Annotated in this window: 12 protein-coding genes and 1 other RNA gene; 9 read left to right on the forward strand and 4 right to left on the reverse strand. The window is 66.1% G+C overall.

Annotation, left to right across the window (positions count from 1 at the left end):
* The first annotated feature begins 69 nt into the window (after positions 1-69).
* The 5 genes from BAMB_RS02880 (at position 70) to BAMB_RS02900 (ending at position 4,738) form a co-directional block, all read left to right on the forward strand.
* Positions 70-1,356, forward strand: coding sequence for a Glu/Leu/Phe/Val family dehydrogenase (locus BAMB_RS02880; protein ID WP_011655970.1), 1,287 nt, complete (start codon positions 70-72; stop codon positions 1,354-1,356).
* Positions 1,357-1,620: 264 nt separating this feature from the next.
* Positions 1,621-2,514 (forward strand): glutamate/aspartate ABC transporter substrate-binding protein, encoded by an 894-nt coding sequence (locus BAMB_RS02885; protein ID WP_011655971.1) that lies wholly within the window; start codon positions 1,621-1,623, stop codon positions 2,512-2,514.
* 84 nt (positions 2,515-2,598) lie between these two features.
* Positions 2,599-3,339 carry an amino acid ABC transporter permease gene (locus tag BAMB_RS02890; protein WP_011655972.1) on the forward strand — a complete coding sequence of 247 codons (741 nt, stop codon included), beginning with the start codon at positions 2,599-2,601 and terminating at the stop codon, positions 3,337-3,339.
* The gene (gene gltK / locus BAMB_RS02895; protein ID WP_011655973.1) at positions 3,339-4,016 is read left to right on the forward strand and encodes a glutamate/aspartate ABC transporter permease GltK; all 678 of its coding nucleotides are present in this window, start codon (positions 3,339-3,341) and stop codon (positions 4,014-4,016) included. The genes BAMB_RS02890 and gltK overlap by 1 nt, the downstream gene beginning before the upstream one ends.
* On the forward strand, positions 4,013-4,738 hold the full coding sequence (locus BAMB_RS02900) for an amino acid ABC transporter ATP-binding protein (protein WP_011655974.1): 726 nt from the start codon (positions 4,013-4,015) through the stop codon (positions 4,736-4,738). The genes gltK and BAMB_RS02900 overlap by 4 nt, the downstream gene beginning before the upstream one ends.
* 111 nt (positions 4,739-4,849) lie before the next feature.
* Here BAMB_RS02900 and BAMB_RS02905 read toward each other — a convergent pair whose 3' ends face one another.
* The gene (locus BAMB_RS02905) at positions 4,850-10,105 is read right to left on the reverse strand and encodes an autotransporter outer membrane beta-barrel domain-containing protein (RefSeq protein ID WP_041491088.1); all 5,256 of its coding nucleotides are present in this window, start codon (positions 10,103-10,105) and stop codon (positions 4,850-4,852) included.
* A 45-nt stretch (positions 10,106-10,150) separates the two neighbouring features.
* Here BAMB_RS02905 and BAMB_RS35130 point away from each other — a divergent pair, with 45 nt between their 5' ends.
* Complete coding sequence (locus BAMB_RS35130; protein ID WP_127456370.1) at positions 10,151-10,534, forward strand: hypothetical protein; 384 nt, start codon at positions 10,151-10,153, stop codon at positions 10,532-10,534.
* A 217-nt stretch (positions 10,535-10,751) separates the two neighbouring features.
* Here the strand turns inward: BAMB_RS35130 and BAMB_RS02910 are convergent, their stop codons facing one another.
* Complete coding sequence (locus BAMB_RS02910) at positions 10,752-11,669, reverse strand: class II glutamine amidotransferase (protein ID WP_011655976.1); 918 nt, start codon at positions 11,667-11,669, stop codon at positions 10,752-10,754.
* Between the two features lie 202 nt (positions 11,670-11,871).
* On the opposite strand from BAMB_RS02910, the gene pyrC reads away from it, so the two are divergent.
* Positions 11,872-12,936, forward strand: a complete 1,065-nt coding sequence (gene pyrC / locus BAMB_RS02915) for a dihydroorotase (protein ID WP_011655977.1) — start codon at positions 11,872-11,874, stop codon at positions 12,934-12,936.
* A 74-nt stretch (positions 12,937-13,010) separates the two neighbouring features.
* Positions 13,011-13,422, forward strand: an RNA gene (rnpB, locus tag BAMB_RS33060) — RNase P RNA component class A.
* Between the two features lie 70 nt (positions 13,423-13,492).
* Here the strand turns inward: rnpB and BAMB_RS02920 are convergent.
* Together BAMB_RS02920 and BAMB_RS02925 are read right to left on the reverse strand one after the other, a co-directional pair.
* Positions 13,493-13,957 (reverse strand): OsmC family protein, encoded by a 465-nt coding sequence (locus BAMB_RS02920; protein ID WP_072465471.1) that lies wholly within the window; start codon positions 13,955-13,957, stop codon positions 13,493-13,495.
* A gap of 435 nt (positions 13,958-14,392) precedes the next feature.
* Positions 14,393-14,698 carry a hypothetical protein gene (locus BAMB_RS02925; RefSeq protein WP_011655978.1) on the reverse strand — a complete coding sequence of 102 codons (306 nt, stop codon included), beginning with the start codon at positions 14,696-14,698 and terminating at the stop codon, positions 14,393-14,395.
* Positions 14,699-15,011: 313 nt separating this feature from the next.
* Between BAMB_RS02925 and rplM the strand changes: the two genes are divergently transcribed.
* Positions 15,012-15,440 carry a 50S ribosomal protein L13 gene (rplM, locus tag BAMB_RS02930; RefSeq protein ID WP_009687896.1) on the forward strand — a complete coding sequence of 143 codons (429 nt, stop codon included), beginning with the start codon at positions 15,012-15,014 and terminating at the stop codon, positions 15,438-15,440.
* The last annotated feature ends 3 nt before the right edge of the window (positions 15,441-15,443 follow it).

Genomic DNA, 15,443 nt, shown 5'->3' on the forward strand with positions numbered 1-15,443 from the left:
CAAACGGCATTGGATAAAAAAAATGGGTTTTTCGACAATGTGCGCAATCCGTTGAACGTTGGAGCATCCATGTCTTCGCAACTGCAGTCCATCCCGTCCTACCTGCACGCCGACGATCTCGGCCCGTGGGGCAACTACCTTCAGCAGGTCGATCGCGTCGCACCGTACCTCGGTTCGCTGTCGCGCTGGCTCGAAACGCTGAAGCGTCCGAAGCGCATCCTGATCGTCGACTGCCCCATCGAGCTCGACAACGGCACCGTCGCGCACTTCGAAGGCTATCGCGTGCAGCACAACGTGTCGCGCGGTCCGGGCAAGGGCGGTGTGCGTTACCACCAGGACGTGACGCTGTCGGAAGTGATGGCGCTGTCGGCATGGATGTCGGTGAAGAACGCGGCCGTGAACGTGCCGTACGGCGGCGCGAAGGGCGGCATCCGCGTCGACCCGCGCAAGCTCTCGCGCGGTGAGCTCGAGCGCGTGACGCGCCGCTACACCAGCGAAATCGGCATCATCATCGGACCGAACACCGACATTCCGGCGCCGGACGTCAACACCAACGAACAGGTGATGGCGTGGATGATGGATACCTACTCGATGAACCAGGGCCAGACGTCGACCGGCGTCGTGACCGGCAAGCCGATCTCGCTCGGCGGTTCGCTCGGCCGCAAGGAAGCGACGGGCCGCGGCGTGTTCGTCGTCGGCTGCGAAGCGGCGAAGAAGAAGGGCCTGGAAATCGAAGGCGCGCGCATCGCGGTGCAGGGCTTCGGCAACGTCGGCGGCATCGCGGCGAAGCTGTTCCAGGAAGCGGGTGCGAAGGTGATCGTGGTGCAGGATCACACGGGCACGATCTACCGGCCGGCCGGCCTCGATTCGAACAAGCTGCTCGACCACGTGGCACGCACGGGCGGCGTCGCGGGCTTCGAAGGCGCCGAACCGATGCCGAACGACGAGTTCTGGACGGTCGAGACCGACATCCTGATCCCGGCGGCACTGGAAAACCAGATCACCGAGAAGAACGCATCGAAGATCCGCACGAAGATCATCGTCGAAGGCGCGAACGGCCCGACGACGACGGCGGCCGACGACATCCTGAGCGCGAACGGCGTGCTCGTGATCCCGGACGTGATCGCGAACGCGGGCGGCGTGACCGTGTCGTACTTCGAGTGGGTGCAGGACTTCTCGAGCTTCTTCTGGACGGAAGACGAGATCAACCACCGTCTCGAGCGCGTGATGCGCGAAGCGTTCGCCGGCGTGTGGGCGGTTTCGGAAGAGCACAAGGTGTCGGTGCGTACGGCGGCGTTCATCGTCGCGTGCAAGCGCATCCTGATGGCGCGCGAAATGCGCGGCCTGTACCCCTGATCGGGCGTCGCCGATCGGCCATTGCCGATCGGCGATCGGTTGACTACGATCACAGCGTGACGCAATCCACCGATTGCGTGCATGATCCCTCGCGGGCGGTGCCGAATCCGGCACCGCCCGCGCGTGCATTCATGCGTCACAAGCGCGCCCGAAGCCGGGAGGAAGGCTTCGTACAGGGCGATTCGTAGTGCGGTAAACAACCAGTTCTTTCAAAAATATTACTTTGATACACTGGCGCGGGTTTTAGCAAAGGAGATGACCAAAATGAAATACCACAAGGCAGTCCTGATGGTCGCGGCGCTGTGCGCGTTCGCGAGCGGCGCGCATGCACAGGAGACCGGCACGCTGAAGAAGATCAAGGACACGGGCGTGATCGCGCTGGGGCACCGCGAATCGTCGATCCCGTTCTCCTACTATGACCAGAACCAGCAGGTCGTCGGCTATTCGCGCGAATTCCAGATGAAGGTCGTGGACGCGGTGAAGAAGAAGCTGAACCTGCCGAACCTGCAGGTCAAGAACATCCCGGTCACGTCGCAGAACCGCATCCCGCTCGTGCAGAACGGCACGGTCGACATCGAGTGCGGCTCGACGACCAACAACACCGAGCGTCAGCAGCAAGCCGCGTTCTCCGACACGATCTTCGTGATCGGCACGCGCCTGATGACGAAGAAGGATTCGGGCGTGAAGGACTTCGCCGACCTGAAGGGCAAGACGGTCGTGACCACCGCCGGCACGACGTCCGAGCGCCTGCTGCGCAAGATGAACAACGACAAGCAGCTCGGCATGAACATCATCAGCGCGAAGGATCACGGCGACTCGTTCAACACGCTCGAGTCGGGCCGCGCGGTCGCGTTCATGATGGACGACGCGCTGCTCGCGGGCGAGCGCGCGAAGGCCAAGCAGCCGGGCGAGTGGGTGATCGTCGGCACGCCGCAGTCGGAAGAGGCTTACGGCTGCATGATGCGCAAGGGCGATACCGACTTCAAGAAGGTGGTCGACGACGCGATCTCGCAAGTCGAGAAGTCGGGCGAAGCCGCGAAGATCTACGCGAAGTGGTTCGAGAGCCCGATTCCGCCGAAGGGGCTGAACCTGAACTTCCCGCTGTCCGATTCGATGAAGAAGCTGTACGCGAACCCGAACGACAAGGCGCTCGACTGACCACACGGACGTTGACGCAGTAATGACGCTACTGAAACGGAAGAGGCCATGCTTCTTCCGTTTCTTTTTGCTGGAGTCTTGCCTATGTCTTACCACTGGAACTGGGGCATCTTCCTGAGCCCCGTCTCGACCGGCGAGCCGACGACTTATTTCGGATGGCTGATGTCGGGCTTCTGGGTGACGATCGAAGTGTCGCTCGTCGCCTGGGTCATCGCGCTGATCGTCGGTTCGCTGTTCGGCGTGCTGCGCACGGTGCCGAACAAATGGCTGTCCGCGATCGGCACAATCTATGTGTCGATCTTCCGGAACGTCCCGCTGATCGTGCAGTTCTTCATCTGGTACCTCGTCGTGCCCGAGCTGCTGCCCGCGTCGGTGGGCACCTGGATCAAGCAACTGCCGCCGACCACGCAGTTCTTCACCGCGTCGATCGTCTGTCTCGGCCTGTTTACCGGTGCGCGCGTGTGCGAACAGGTGCGCTCGGGCATCAACGCACTGCCGACGGGCCAGCGCGCGGCCGGCCTCGCGATGGGCTTCACGCAATGGCAGACGTACCGCTACGTGCTGCTGCCGGTTGCGTACCGGATCATCGTGCCGCCGCTCACGTCCGAGTTCCTGAACATCTTCAAGAACTCCGCCGTCGCGTCGACGATCGGCCTGCTCGACCTGTCCGCGCAGGCGCGCCAGCTCGTCGACTACACCGCGCAGACCTACGAGTCGTTCATCGCGGTGACGCTCGCGTACGTGGTCATCAACCTCGTCGTGATGTCGTTCATGCGCTGGATCGAAGGCCGCACGCGGCTGCCCGGCTACATCGGAGGCAAGTGATGCATCAGTTCGACTGGAGTAGTATTCCCGGCGCGATGCCGACGCTGTGGTCCGGCGCGATCGTCACGTTCAAGATCACGCTGATCGCGATCGTCGTCGGCATCGTCTGGGGCACGCTGCTGGCGCTGATGCGGCTGTCCGGCGTGAAGCCGCTCGCGTGGTTCGCGAAAGCGTACGTGACGGTGTTCCGCTCGATCCCACTCGTGATGGTGCTGCTGTGGTTCTTCCTGATCGTGCCGCAGGTGCTGCAGGGCGTGCTGGGGCTGTCGCCGACGATCGACATCCGGCTTGCGTCGGCGATGGTCGCGTTCTCGCTGTTCGAAGCCGCGTATTATTCCGAGATCATCCGTGCCGGCATCCAGGCGGTGCCGCGCGGGCAGATGAACGCCGCGTTCGCGCTCGGCATGAACTACGCGCACGCGATGCGCCTCGTGATCCTGCCGCAGGCGTTCCGCGCGATGGTGCCGCTGCTGCTCACGCAGGCGATCGTCCTGTTCCAGGATACGTCGCTCGTGTACGTGATCAGCCTCGCGGACTTCTTCCGCACGGCCGCCAACGTCGGCGATCGCGACGGTACGACCGTCGAGATGGTCCTGTTCGCGGGTGCATGCTATTTCGTGATTTGCTCGGTGGCGTCTGCCCTCGTCAAAGGTCTCCAGAAAAAGGTCACAAGATGATTTCCATCAAGAACGTTTCGAAGTGGTACGGCCAGTTTCAGGTCCTCACCGATTGCACGACCGAGGTGAACAAGGGCGAAGTGGTCGTCGTGTGCGGTCCGTCGGGCTCGGGCAAGTCGACGCTGATCAAGACCGTCAACGGCCTCGAGCCGTTTCAGCAGGGCGAGATTCTCGTGAACGGCCAGTCGGTCGGCGACCGCAAGACGAACCTGTCGAAGCTGCGCTCGAAGGTCGGGATGGTGTTCCAGCATTTCGAGCTGTTCCCGCACCTGTCGATCACCGAGAACCTGACGCTCGCGCAGATCAAGGTGCTCGGCCGCGGCAAGGACGAAGCGAACGACAAGGGCATGAAGCTGCTCGATCGCGTCGGCCTGAAGGCGCATGCGCACAAGTTTCCGGGGCAACTGTCGGGCGGCCAGCAGCAGCGGGTCGCGATCGCGCGTGCGCTGTCGATGGACCCGATCGCGATGCTGTTCGACGAACCGACGTCCGCGCTCGATCCGGAGATGATCAACGAAGTGCTCGACGTGATGGTCGAGCTCGCGCAGGAAGGGATGACGATGATGGTCGTCACGCACGAAATGGGCTTCGCGAAGAAGGTCGCCCATCGCGTGATCTTCATGGACAAGGGCGCAATCGTCGAGGACGACCGCAAGGACGATTTCTTCTCGAATCCGCGGTCGGATCGCGCGAAGGACTTCCTCGCGAAAATCCTGCACTGAGCGTTCGTGCATCGCGCGCTTCGTGTGCGCGAATGCGGAAAACCGCCCGGCCGAACGCCGGGCGGTTTTTTTTCGTCGGCTGCGGACCGACGGACGGGCCCGCGTCGCGCGTTACCAGCTGTAGCGGTAACCGACCTGCCCGGTGACGCCGCGCCGGTAATCGCCACCGAGGTTGCGCGCATATTTCACGTTCGCGTACAGCTCGCCCGACTTGCCGAAGCCCGCGGTCACGCCCAGGCCCAGCTCGTACCACGTGCGGCCCAGGTGCGTCGCGAACGGCGTGCCGCCGACCACCGTCTGGCCCGGCGACAGGAAGTCGTGCAGCACGTCGGCCGTGAAGTACGGCGTCGCGGCGCCGCCGCCCGCGTTCGCATCGAGGTTCGGCCGGAAGATCCGCACGCCGACGCGCCCGCGCAACGCGTTCGTCGTCGTGCCCGATACGGCCGACACGTTGTCGTTGAACCCGTTCAGTTTCAGGTACTGGTACATCAGCTGCGCCTGCGGCTCGACCGCGATCGGCGTGCCGCCGATCCCGAACGGCTTGCCGACTTCCTGCGACAGCGCGATGCCGAAGCCGTTCTGCGATGCGTCGTTGCCGTAGCTGTCGCGATAGCGGTTGCCGTAGTGCGTGACCTGGCCGACGCTGTCGAAGTAGGTGCCATCGGCCAAGTAGCGCGTCCAGTAGCCGCCGACGCTCTGCGCGTGCATCTCGACCGAGCCCGTCGACGTCGACAGGCCCGGCGTATCGGCACGCGCGATGTCGTCGAAGCTCGCGTTCGCGACGCCGATGCTCGCCGTCACGCCCGCGTGCGTGCTTCCGCCGGCCGCAGCCTGCTCGAGCGTCCAGTCCTTGCCGAACTGCGCGAAGAACGTGCGCTCGTCGGCCGCGAAGCGGCCCGCGTTCGCGTCGAGGCTCTGTCCGCCGATGCGGCCCCACACGCCGTCGCGGTTGCCCGGCGCCTGCTTCTCGAGGTTGTAGATGTCGCCGACGCGTTCGTGCAGCTTGCCGAGCGTCGAGAAACCGTAGTCGGCGTTCAGCAGCGGCGTCATCGCATAGCCCGCGACGCCCGGGCGATACGCGAGATTGCCGCCGTTGCCGTTGCCATTGGCGTTCCCGTTCCCGTTGCCGGACGGATGAATCGCATCGTCAGGATCCGTCGGGTCGAGTTGCGAGCGCAGGTACCAGCCGTTCGCGTCGCTCTGTCCGCCGCGATAGAGCCGGTATTCGTATGCGCCGGCCTGCACCGGCCCCGCGAGATGGAACGCCGACGCGGCGGTCGTGCCGCCGTTGGCCGTGACGACCACCGGAATTCCGTCGCCGGTCGTCTGCGCGCCGGTGCCGGCCGTGTTCGCGATCTTCAGCCCCGTCGTGCCGCTCGCGGTGCCGCCGTTCACGATCAGCCGGTCGGTCGGCGACGCATCCGCGCCGAGGTAGGTGTTCAGCGCGATCGTGCCGCCGTAGCCGACGTAGCTGCCGGTGGTCAGCGTCCGGTAGCTGCCTGCCGCCGTCGGCGCGCCGGACGGTGCGGCGAATGCAACGAGGCCCGCATTGTTCAGGCTGCTCAGCACGGAGCTGCCGGTCATGCGCCACGTGCTCGTGCCGTCGACGGTCAGCGCGACCGGGTCGATCTTGCCGGTCAGCGTCGTGCCGTTCGCCAGGAACACGTTGCCGTTGCTAGACGCGTCCGACACGATGTCGCCGCTCAGGTTGACCGCCGATGCGTTGAAGGTCGCCGTGCTGCCGTTCGCGAGGTCCAGCAGCGTGCCGTTGCCGGCCGTCACGACGGTGCCGTTGCGCACCGCGATGTCGACCGTACCGCCGCGTGCGGCGAATGCCGGCCCGGCGACGGACGCGACGCTGCCGCCGTCGACCAGCACCGCGCTCGTCGCGCCGGTCGCGAGCGTGTCGGTGCTCAGCACGCCGGCGGTCGCGCCCTTGAGCGTCGTGCCGGTCAGTGCGAGCACGCCGCCGCTGTCGACGTTCGCGCCGCTGCCGGCCGCGCTCGCGATCGACGACCCCGTGTCGCCGATGCGGCCGCCGTTCTGCGCGACGAGGCCGTCGGCCGCCGCACCCGCCGTGGAAACCTTCGCGCCCGACAGCCACGCGCTCGCGCCGCTGCCCGCGACGATCGCGTGCGCGCCGGCGCCCGTCGTCGCGACCGTCGTGCCGTTGGCCGCGAGCGTCGAATCCGCGCCCGCCACGACGAGGCCGCGTGCGTTGTCGCCGGCGGTGCGCACGACGGTCGCCGCATCGGTCGCGATGCGCGCGCCGGCGCCCGTCGACGAGAGCCCGTCGGCGCCGTTGCCGGTCGTGCCGATCTGGGTGCCCGACAGCGCGATCGTCGTGTTCGTGCCGAGGTTGTCGATGCCCTTGCCGGCGCCGCCCACCGCGATCGACGTCGGGCCGGCCGCGATCCCGCCGTCCGCGACGCTCGCATCGACCCGCACGCCGTCGGCGCTGCCGTTGGCGATGACCGTGCCCGCGCCGGACAGCGCGACCGACGCGCCCGCGCCGGTCAGGTGCACGCCCGCGACGCCGTCGTCGGCCTCGATCGTGCCCGAGTTGGCGAGCGTCGCCGACGCGCCCTGCACGAGCGCGCCGGTGCCGTTCGACACGCGGATCGCCGATGCGTTGTTCACCGTGCCGAGCGCGCCGATCACGACGCCCGTCGAGCCGGCGCCGGTCAGCAGCACCGAGCCGCGGTTCTCGAGCGTGCCGAGGTTACGGGCGACGAAACCCGTCACGCCCGCGCTCGACGAGGCGACCGCGGCAGCGTTGGCCAGCGTCGTCGTGACCGGCGCGCCGGCATTCGCGCCGGCGAGGTCGTGCGCCTGGCCGTCGACGACACCGGCGATCGCGCCGGCCGCGTTCAGATTGATCGTTGCGGCGGCGTCGATCGAGCCCTGCGCGCCACCTTCGACCGCCACCGCGATGCCGTTCGCGCCGTTGACGTTGTAGGTGGCGTTGCCGGTCGACAGCGTCGTGCCGGCGCCGGTCGCGAGCACGCCGCGCGCACGCTGGCCGGTCACGTCCGTCGTCAGCGTGCCGGCGGCCGACGCGCCCGTATAGGCCGCGCCGCCCGCGATCCGGAACAGCGTCGAATCGTCGGTATCGACGCTCAGGTGCTGCGCGGCGACGTTGATCCTCGCGCCCGCGCCATACGCATAGAAGCCGATCTGGTTCGTGCCCGACATGAAGCGGGGCACCGCGTTCGCGCCGACGTCGATGGTCGCGCCCGAGCGCGCATGGACGCCGATCGCGCCGTTGCCCGTCAGGTTGAGCGCGCCGTCGACCGTGGCCTGCGCGCGCGATCCTTCTGCCCACACGCCGTAGTTGCGCGTGTCCGATGCCGGATCGAGCCAGCCGGCCACGTTGATCGTGCCGGTCGACGTCGCGGCCGTGGCCGTCGAGGTGCCGACCACCATGATGCCGATCCCGTTCACGCCGTTCAGCGTGATCGTGCCCGTGTTGGTCACGGTCGCGGCCGTGTTGGCCGCGAGCATGCCGACGTTCGCGAGCGGCGTGCCGGGCGCCGCGCCGTTCACGACGATCGAGCCTGCGTTGCGCAGCGTGCCGGACGACGAGCCGACGCTCGCCATCCCCGCGCCGTTCTGCGTCTGCGAGCCGATCACGATCGAGCCGAGGTTGCTGGCCGTGCCCGACGCGCCGAGCAGGATCCCGTACGCGCGCGCGGACAGCGCGACGTCGTTCGCCGCTGCCCCCGGTGCGTACTGGGCCGCACGGCCGAGCTGGATCGTGCCGCCGGCGTCGTTCGTGAAGGTGCCGCCGGCCGCGAAGCCGCCGATCACCTGGCTGTCGAGCGTCGTCGCGTTGACACCCACGTTGATCGTGCCGGCGTTCGACGCGTTCGCGCCGCCCGTCACGGCCACCGCGTAGTTCTGCAGGTCGGGGCGGTTGCCGTCGAGCGTCCAGGCGCCGACGTTCATCACGCCGTTGTTCACGAACGTCGTGCCCGTGCCGCTTGCATACACGCCGTTGCCCTCGGTGTACGCGTGGAACCCGAAGTTGTCGGGCGGCGTGCTGCTGCTCGTGTCGACGTTGTCGCCGGACGCGTAGCCGGCCGAGATCACGCCGTTGTTGACGCCGCTCGCGCCGCTGAGCAGGCGCACCAGCGTGAAGTCGCCGGACAGGCGGCCGTCGTTGACGAAGTGCGCGCCGTTTTCCGCGAGGACGGCCGAACTCGATTCGATCGTGTTGGTGCCGCGGAAGTCGATCTGGCCGTCCTTGCCGATCTGCAGCGTCGCGTTCGCGCCCGTGCCGTGCATCACCGACAGATGGTCGATCGGCAGCGTGTTCTTGTCGCCGGCCGACACGTTGTTCGCGTACTGGAAGGTTTCCTGCGTGAAGGTGACGGCCTGGCCGAACGCGGTGTCGTACGCGGCTTGCGTGCCGAGCGCGCCGCTGCGCACGGCGCGCGCGAGGAAATCGTTGTACGCGGCGAGCGACGCGGCGTCGCTCACGGTCCACGTGCTGCCGTCGAACGCGGTGAAGGTGCCCGCATAGGTCGGCACGTCGAGCTGGACCTGGCCGACGGCGCCGCCGCTCGCGAGATAGTCGCCGGTGCCGAGCCAGATCTGGTTGCGCGAATTCCAGTTGACGACGCTTTTTGCCGAGCCGGTGCCGTCCGCGAAGGTCAGGTCGGTCTGCTTCGGCGCGATCGAGATCGCGTTGCCGGCCGCGTCGGGCGCGTTCGCCGGATTGCCGATCGACACGTTCAGCGTGCCGCCGGTGTTGTCGACGGTGCCGAGTCGAAGGTTCACGTACTGGTTGCCGTTCACGTCCTGGTAGACGGGCACGTTGGTCGCGCCGGCCGTCGACGCGGCGAACGCGGACGAGTCGTAGGTGGCGATCGACGTATGGGTACCCGTGATCGAGTCGGGCGTGCTGACGCTCTGCGTCTTGCCGCCGAGCGACAGCAGCGGCTGGTTCGGGTTGCCCGACACGATCGACGTATTGCCGATCGGCGTGAGCGTATAGCCGGGGTCGCCGCCGGCGCTCGTCCATGCACCCGTCACGCCGACCGTGTCGCCGCCCGACACGGTCGTGGCGCCGGCCAGGTTGTCATTCACGGTCGGGCTGTAGCTGCCGAGCGCGCAGGTGCCGCCGCTCGCGACCGCGGAGCCGTCGCCGCACGTCGAGGCGTACGCGGAGCCGGCCGACAGCGCGGCCAGCGCGGCGCCGAGCGCGGCGACACGCAGCGGCGAGCGACGGGCCGCCATGCGGCCGGCACGGCGGCTTGCGCCCGATTCGCCGCCCGAACGCTTGCCGCGCGCCCGGGCCGTTTCCGCGACCGCCACCCAGCAGCCGGCGGCTTCGCTCCATATCGATCGAAATGAGTGATTCACGACAAGCCCCTCTCTCTTTTTTGAAGTGGTGTCCACCGCGGTGCGGTGAAAGCGCATTCCACGGCGGGAAAATGGCTCGAATGGGCGTGCGGCGGCCGTTGCCGCATTGCGGATGTCGCGCCAATCGTGATCCGTTACACCGGGGATGGGGCGAGTCTACTAATGGAGTTGGCGGTCGATTATCAAAAAAATAACGAATGTGGCGATAATGCCGATTTCATTCGGTATTTTTTGGTTGTGTGGTTAGTCGAACTGAAAGCCTTGTGGGGTAAGGGTTTGGTGGATTTTAAGGGGCCGCATGTTTATGCCGTGCGTCGGTGGCCTGCCGCACTGTTCGCGGAAAATTGCCGCGATAAAATGGGGCTTCCGGATTATGTAATTGTGAGTACGGATATTTATTTGTTTCGCGGATGTATTATTTTCGCTTGAACGTTAATAAAATCAAGTGAATGTTGCGCGAAGCCGGTTCGATACGCGCAAATGTGGTTCGGATGAAACGAAAGCCAGAGCGCGAATGGAAAAGCGGGGTGATTTTCCGCGAGAGTGCGCGGCCCGGATTCGGGCGCGGATAATCGGTCATGCCAAGCCGACGTGACCGGCGATCACGCCGTCGCGTGGCGACAAGGGAAGCAGGTGCGCGCGTGGCTCAGAAATCGATCGCGTCGTCGCCGTCGTCCGGGGCGCCGGCCGCCAGCGCTTCGCGAATCACACCGCCGCACGGCGCGGACGCCGATGCATCGAGCGCCGGGTTGCGCAGCTTCTCGAGCACGCGCTCGGGCACCGGAATCTGCATCCGCGCGGCGACGTCGCCGCACTGGAACATGATCAGCTCGCCCGGTTCGAACGACGTCCAGATTTCGTTGTCGGTCAGCGGCTGGGTGGCGATCACCGCGACGCGATCCTCGGGCGTCGTGTATTTCGCGAAGTCGATCGACAGGTCTTCGTCGACCAGGTGCGCGGTCGAGAACGGCCAGCGCCGCACGAGGTAGTGCAGCCGCGTCGAGCAGTGCGCGAAGAGCGCCTGGCCGTTCGACATCAGAAAGTTGAACACGCCGTGATCGGTAATGCCGCGCGTCAGCTCACCGACGCGCTCGAACAGCTCCGGCAACGGCGGCTGCGCGCCGGGGAACGCTTCGCGCAGCCCCTGCATCAGCACGCAGAACGCCTTCTCGCTGTCGGTCGTGCCGACCGGATGGTAGACGCTGCCGTCGAGGTCGGGTTCGTAGTCCTGCAGATCGCCGTTATGCGCGAAGATCCAGTGCCGCCCCCACAGCTCGCGCATGAACGGGTGGCTGTTCTCGAGCAGGATGTGACCCTGCGTGGCCTTGCGGATGTGGGCGATCGTGTTCTTGGACTTGATCGGGTAGCGCTTCACCATTTCGGCGAGCGGCGACGTGGCCGAGGCCTGCTGGTCGATGAAGAGGCGACAGGCCTTGTCCTCGAAGAACGCGATTCCCCAGCCGTCGGCATGGTGATCGGTGAGGCCGCCCCGGGCCGCGAAACCTGTGAAGGAGAATGTGACGTCCGTCGGCGCGGCGCAGTTCATTCCTAGGAGTTGGCACATTTTACTTGGGGGCGGGGGCGGAAGCGGGGTAACCAACCGGGGGAACCCCGGTACAATGTGGTTTCTAGCATATCACCGAGCCTTGAGCGGTAAAAAGCGGATTCCGCCGGCCGAAGGCCTCGTGTTGCGGTTTGCCGTCAGTCGGTCCGCGCACGTGCGTTCCGGCCCCGCAGATGGCCAGCCCGTTCCTCACGACGCCTCTATGACTGCCTCGAACGCTTCCTCTCCGGCGACGCTCACGCTCGCCCGTCCCGACGACCTGCACCTGCACCTGCGCGACGGCGACATGCTGGCCGCAGTGCTGCCGCATACCGCGCGCCAGTTCGCCCGCGCGATCGTCATGCCGAACCTGAAGCCGCCCGTCACGACCACCGCGCACGCGCAGGCCTATCGCGAGCGGATCCTGGCCGCGCTGCCGGCCGGGATGTCGTTCGAGCCGTTGATGACGCTGTACCTGACCGACAACACGGCGCCCGACGAAATCCGCCGCGCGCGCGACAGCGGCTTCGTGCATGGCGTGAAGCTGTATCCGGCCGGCGCGACGACGAACTCCGACCACGGCGTCAGCGATCTCGCGAAGTGCGCGAAGGCGCTCGAGGTCATGCAGGAAACCGGCATGCCGCTGCTCGTGCACGGCGAGGTGACCGATCCGTCGGTCGACATGTTCGATCGCGAGAAGGTGTTCATCGATCGCGTGATGACGCCGCTGCGCCGCGATTTCCCGGGCCTGAAGGTCGTGTTCGAACACATCACGACGAAGGACGCGGCCGACTACGTGCGCGACGCCGACGCGGCGCCGGGCCTGCTCGGCGCGACGATCACCCCGCAGCACATGCTTTACAGCCGCAACGCGCTGTTCGTCGGCGGGATTCGCCCGCATTACTACTGCCTGCCGGTGCTGAAGCGTGAAACGCATCGCGTCGCGCTCGTCGAGGCCGCGACGTCGGGCAACCCGCGCTTCTTCCTCGGTACCGACAGCGCGCCGCACGCGCGCGGTGCGAAGGAAACCGCGTGCGGCTGCGCGGGCTGCTACACGGCGCTGCACGCGCTCGAGCTGTATGCGGAAGCGTTCGACCAGGCCGGCGCGCTCGACAAGCTGGAAAATTTCGCGAGCCGCTTCGGCGCGGATTTCTACGGGCTGCCGCACAGCACCGAAACCGTCACGCTGCGTCGCGAGACCTGGGAATTGCCGCGCGAGGTGTTCGCGGGCGATACGCCGGTCGTGCCGCTGCGCGCCGGCGAGGCGATCGGCTGGAAGTTCGCGTGACCGGGGCGGCCGGCGCACCGCCATGTGAGGCCGGCCAGACGGCCGGCGGCGCGCGGTGCTAGAATGCGCGTCGCAAAGTAGGCCAGGCAGTCGCGGCCTCGCCGCCTTCGGGCTGGCGGGGGCGAGGAAAGTCCGGACTCCACAGGGCAGGGTGATGGCTAACGGCCATCCGTGGCGACACGCGGAACAGGGCAACAGAAAGCAAACCGCCGATGGCCCGGCGCAAGCCGGGATCAGGTAAGGGTGAAACGGTGCGGTAAGAGCGCACCGCGGCGACGGCGACGTTCGCCGGCACGGTAACCTCCACCCGGAGCAATTCCAAGTAGGCAGGCGCGCATTTTCGGATGCAGGACGGGGCCCCCGTCTCGTCTGCGGGTAGGAAGCTTGAGCGCGTCAGCAATGGCGCGCCTAGAGGAATGGCTGCCACGCGCTGCGCGCTTCGGCGTGCAGCGTGCACAGAATCCGGCTTATCGGCCTGCTTTGCCGTTCGAATGCGAAAGGGCCGGCGCTCCACCAGGAGCGCCGGCCCTTTTTTTCACGCGTGGCTGCCGTTCGTTCAGTCCGCGACGATGTCGAACGAATGCGTGAGTTCGGCCGTCTTCGCGATCATGATCGACGCGGAGCAGTACTTGTCGTGCGACAGGTTGATCGCGCGCTCGACCGTGGCCGGGTTCAGGTTGCGGCCCGTGACGGTGAAGTGGAAGTGGACCTTCGTGAACACCTTCGGATCTTCGCTCGCGCGTTCGGCCTTCAGCGTGACCGAGCAGCCGGTGACTTCCTGGCGGCTCTTCTTCAGGATCAGCACGACGTCGTATGCGGTGCAGCCGCCGGTGCCGACCAGCACCATTTCCATCGGGCGCGGCGCGAGGTTATGGCCGCCGCCTTCCGGCGCACCGTCCATCGCGACGAGATGCCCGCTTCCGGTCTGGGCGGAAAACGCCATGCCGTCCTGACCCATCCAGCTTACTTTGCATTCCATGCTTGCACTCCAGCGTTGCCTGATTCGGATTCGATCCGGCATTGTAGCCCGCCGGGCAATGGTCGGCTGATGCGCTGCACGACGCGAAAGGGCGGGCCGGGGCGTGCGGCGGCCAGTGGGGTGCGGGGCACCGATTTCCCTGAGGGTTTTAGGGGTTTTACTCTAGCTTCGATGGGCTTCTGCGCGTGCGCTCGCTAACCAATCTATTGATTTTAAAGAGAAAACCCGATTTGACTCGCGAAATGGCGTTCATCCCACATTGTGGTTTCAGATTTCTTAATGCGAATTTTCTTGTGAAGTCGACGCCCCATTCGTATAATGAGCCTCATTGGTTGTCGCGGTGCGACAATCTCCGCATGTCTCCTCCACCCTCCTCCTGAGGTGGATTAAGCCCGAACCAGCCGTTCGGGCTTTTTTTCGTCCCATGCAATGAGCAGCGCGCAGTTTGCGCGCTCCGACATCCGTTACGGGTGGTGATTACGCGGGCTGCCGTGCGGCCGGCCGCGACGCCGCGTCGGGGGGCGACTCCGCGGCACGGGCAGCAGGCGCCGGCGCGGGGGCGCCTGAGGCATCGCTGTGACCGCGCGCGCAGAAGTGCTGCACGCGCGCGCGTACCGCGCGCAGGCGGGCCACGCGATCTTCGGCATGGGCGCCGCGGGCCTCCGCGATGCGCGCGTCGAGTGCGTCGAGCTTGGCTTCGCAGCCGGCCGGGGCCGCGATGGCGGGCGCGACGGCGGCCAGCCATCCGGCCGCGAGAATAGGCGTAAGTCGTTGTTTCATCATGCTTGTTGGTCGTTTTTCCGTGGTCGGCCGATCGGGCGCGGCAAGGTCTGGTGCCGCGCGTCGATGGGTGCCTCCCCGGGCGCTCGGTTCGCCTGGTGTGTCGGGGCACGACCGAATTCTGGCTCATTTCGGGCGCGGCCGGTGCGGGACGTGGATTCCCTTTGACCGCGTTGCCGTATTTCCTTTATAATTCAGGGCTTTTCCGCATTCATGCCCACGGAAAAAGAAACAGGGAGAGCCTGCACCGCGCCTCGAAGCGCACACAGACAAGCAGGAAGAACACATCGGGCAAAGCATTTTTTTTGGATCGATCATGAAGACGTTTTCCGCAAAAGCCCATGAGGTGACGCGCGAATGGTACGTGATTGACGCGACGGATAAGGTTCTCGGCCGTGTTGCCAGCGAAGTGGCACGCCGTCTGCGCGGCAAGCACAAGCCTGAGTTCACCCCGCACGTCGACACTGGTGATTTCATCATCATCATCAACGCGAGCAAGTTGAAGGTCACGGGCAACAAGACTCTCGACAAGAAGTACTACCGTCACTCGGGCTACCCGGGCGGTATCTATGAAACGACGTTCGGCAAGATGCAAGAACGCTTCCCGGGCCGCGCGCTCGAGAAAGCGGTCAAGGGCATGCTGCCGAAGGGCCCGCTCGGCTACGCAATGATCAAGAAGCTGAAGGTCTACGCTGAAGCCACGCATCCGCATTCGGCGCAACAGCCGAAGGCGCTCGAGATCTAAGGG

Origin of the sequence: Burkholderia ambifaria AMMD (assembly GCF_000203915.1) — a bacterium.
Taxonomy (GTDB): domain Bacteria; phylum Pseudomonadota; class Gammaproteobacteria; order Burkholderiales; family Burkholderiaceae; genus Burkholderia; species Burkholderia ambifaria.

Bases quoted from the DNA above. Each gene is read 5' to 3' on its own strand.
- pyrC (WP_011655977.1), top strand. From the start codon at position 11,872: ATGACTGCCTCGAACGCTTCCTCTCCGGCGACGCTCACGCTCGCCCGT.
- BAMB_RS02880 (WP_011655970.1), top strand. From the start codon at position 70: ATGTCTTCGCAACTGCAGTCCATCCCGTCCTACCTGCACGCCGACGAT.
- BAMB_RS02910 (WP_011655976.1), bottom strand. From the start codon at position 11,669: ATGTGCCAACTCCTAGGAATGAACTGCGCCGCGCCGACGGACGTCACA.
- BAMB_RS02920 (WP_072465471.1), bottom strand. From the start codon at position 13,957: ATGCCGGATCGAATCCGAATCAGGCAACGCTGGAGTGCAAGCATGGAA.
- gltK (WP_011655973.1), top strand. From the start codon at position 3,339: ATGCATCAGTTCGACTGGAGTAGTATTCCCGGCGCGATGCCGACGCTG.
- BAMB_RS02885 (WP_011655971.1), top strand. From the start codon at position 1,621: ATGAAATACCACAAGGCAGTCCTGATGGTCGCGGCGCTGTGCGCGTTC.
- rplM (WP_009687896.1), top strand. From the start codon at position 15,012: ATGAAGACGTTTTCCGCAAAAGCCCATGAGGTGACGCGCGAATGGTAC.
- BAMB_RS02900 (WP_011655974.1), top strand. From the start codon at position 4,013: ATGATTTCCATCAAGAACGTTTCGAAGTGGTACGGCCAGTTTCAGGTC.
- BAMB_RS02890 (WP_011655972.1), top strand. From the start codon at position 2,599: ATGTCTTACCACTGGAACTGGGGCATCTTCCTGAGCCCCGTCTCGACC.
- BAMB_RS02925 (WP_011655978.1), bottom strand. From the start codon at position 14,698: ATGATGAAACAACGACTTACGCCTATTCTCGCGGCCGGATGGCTGGCC.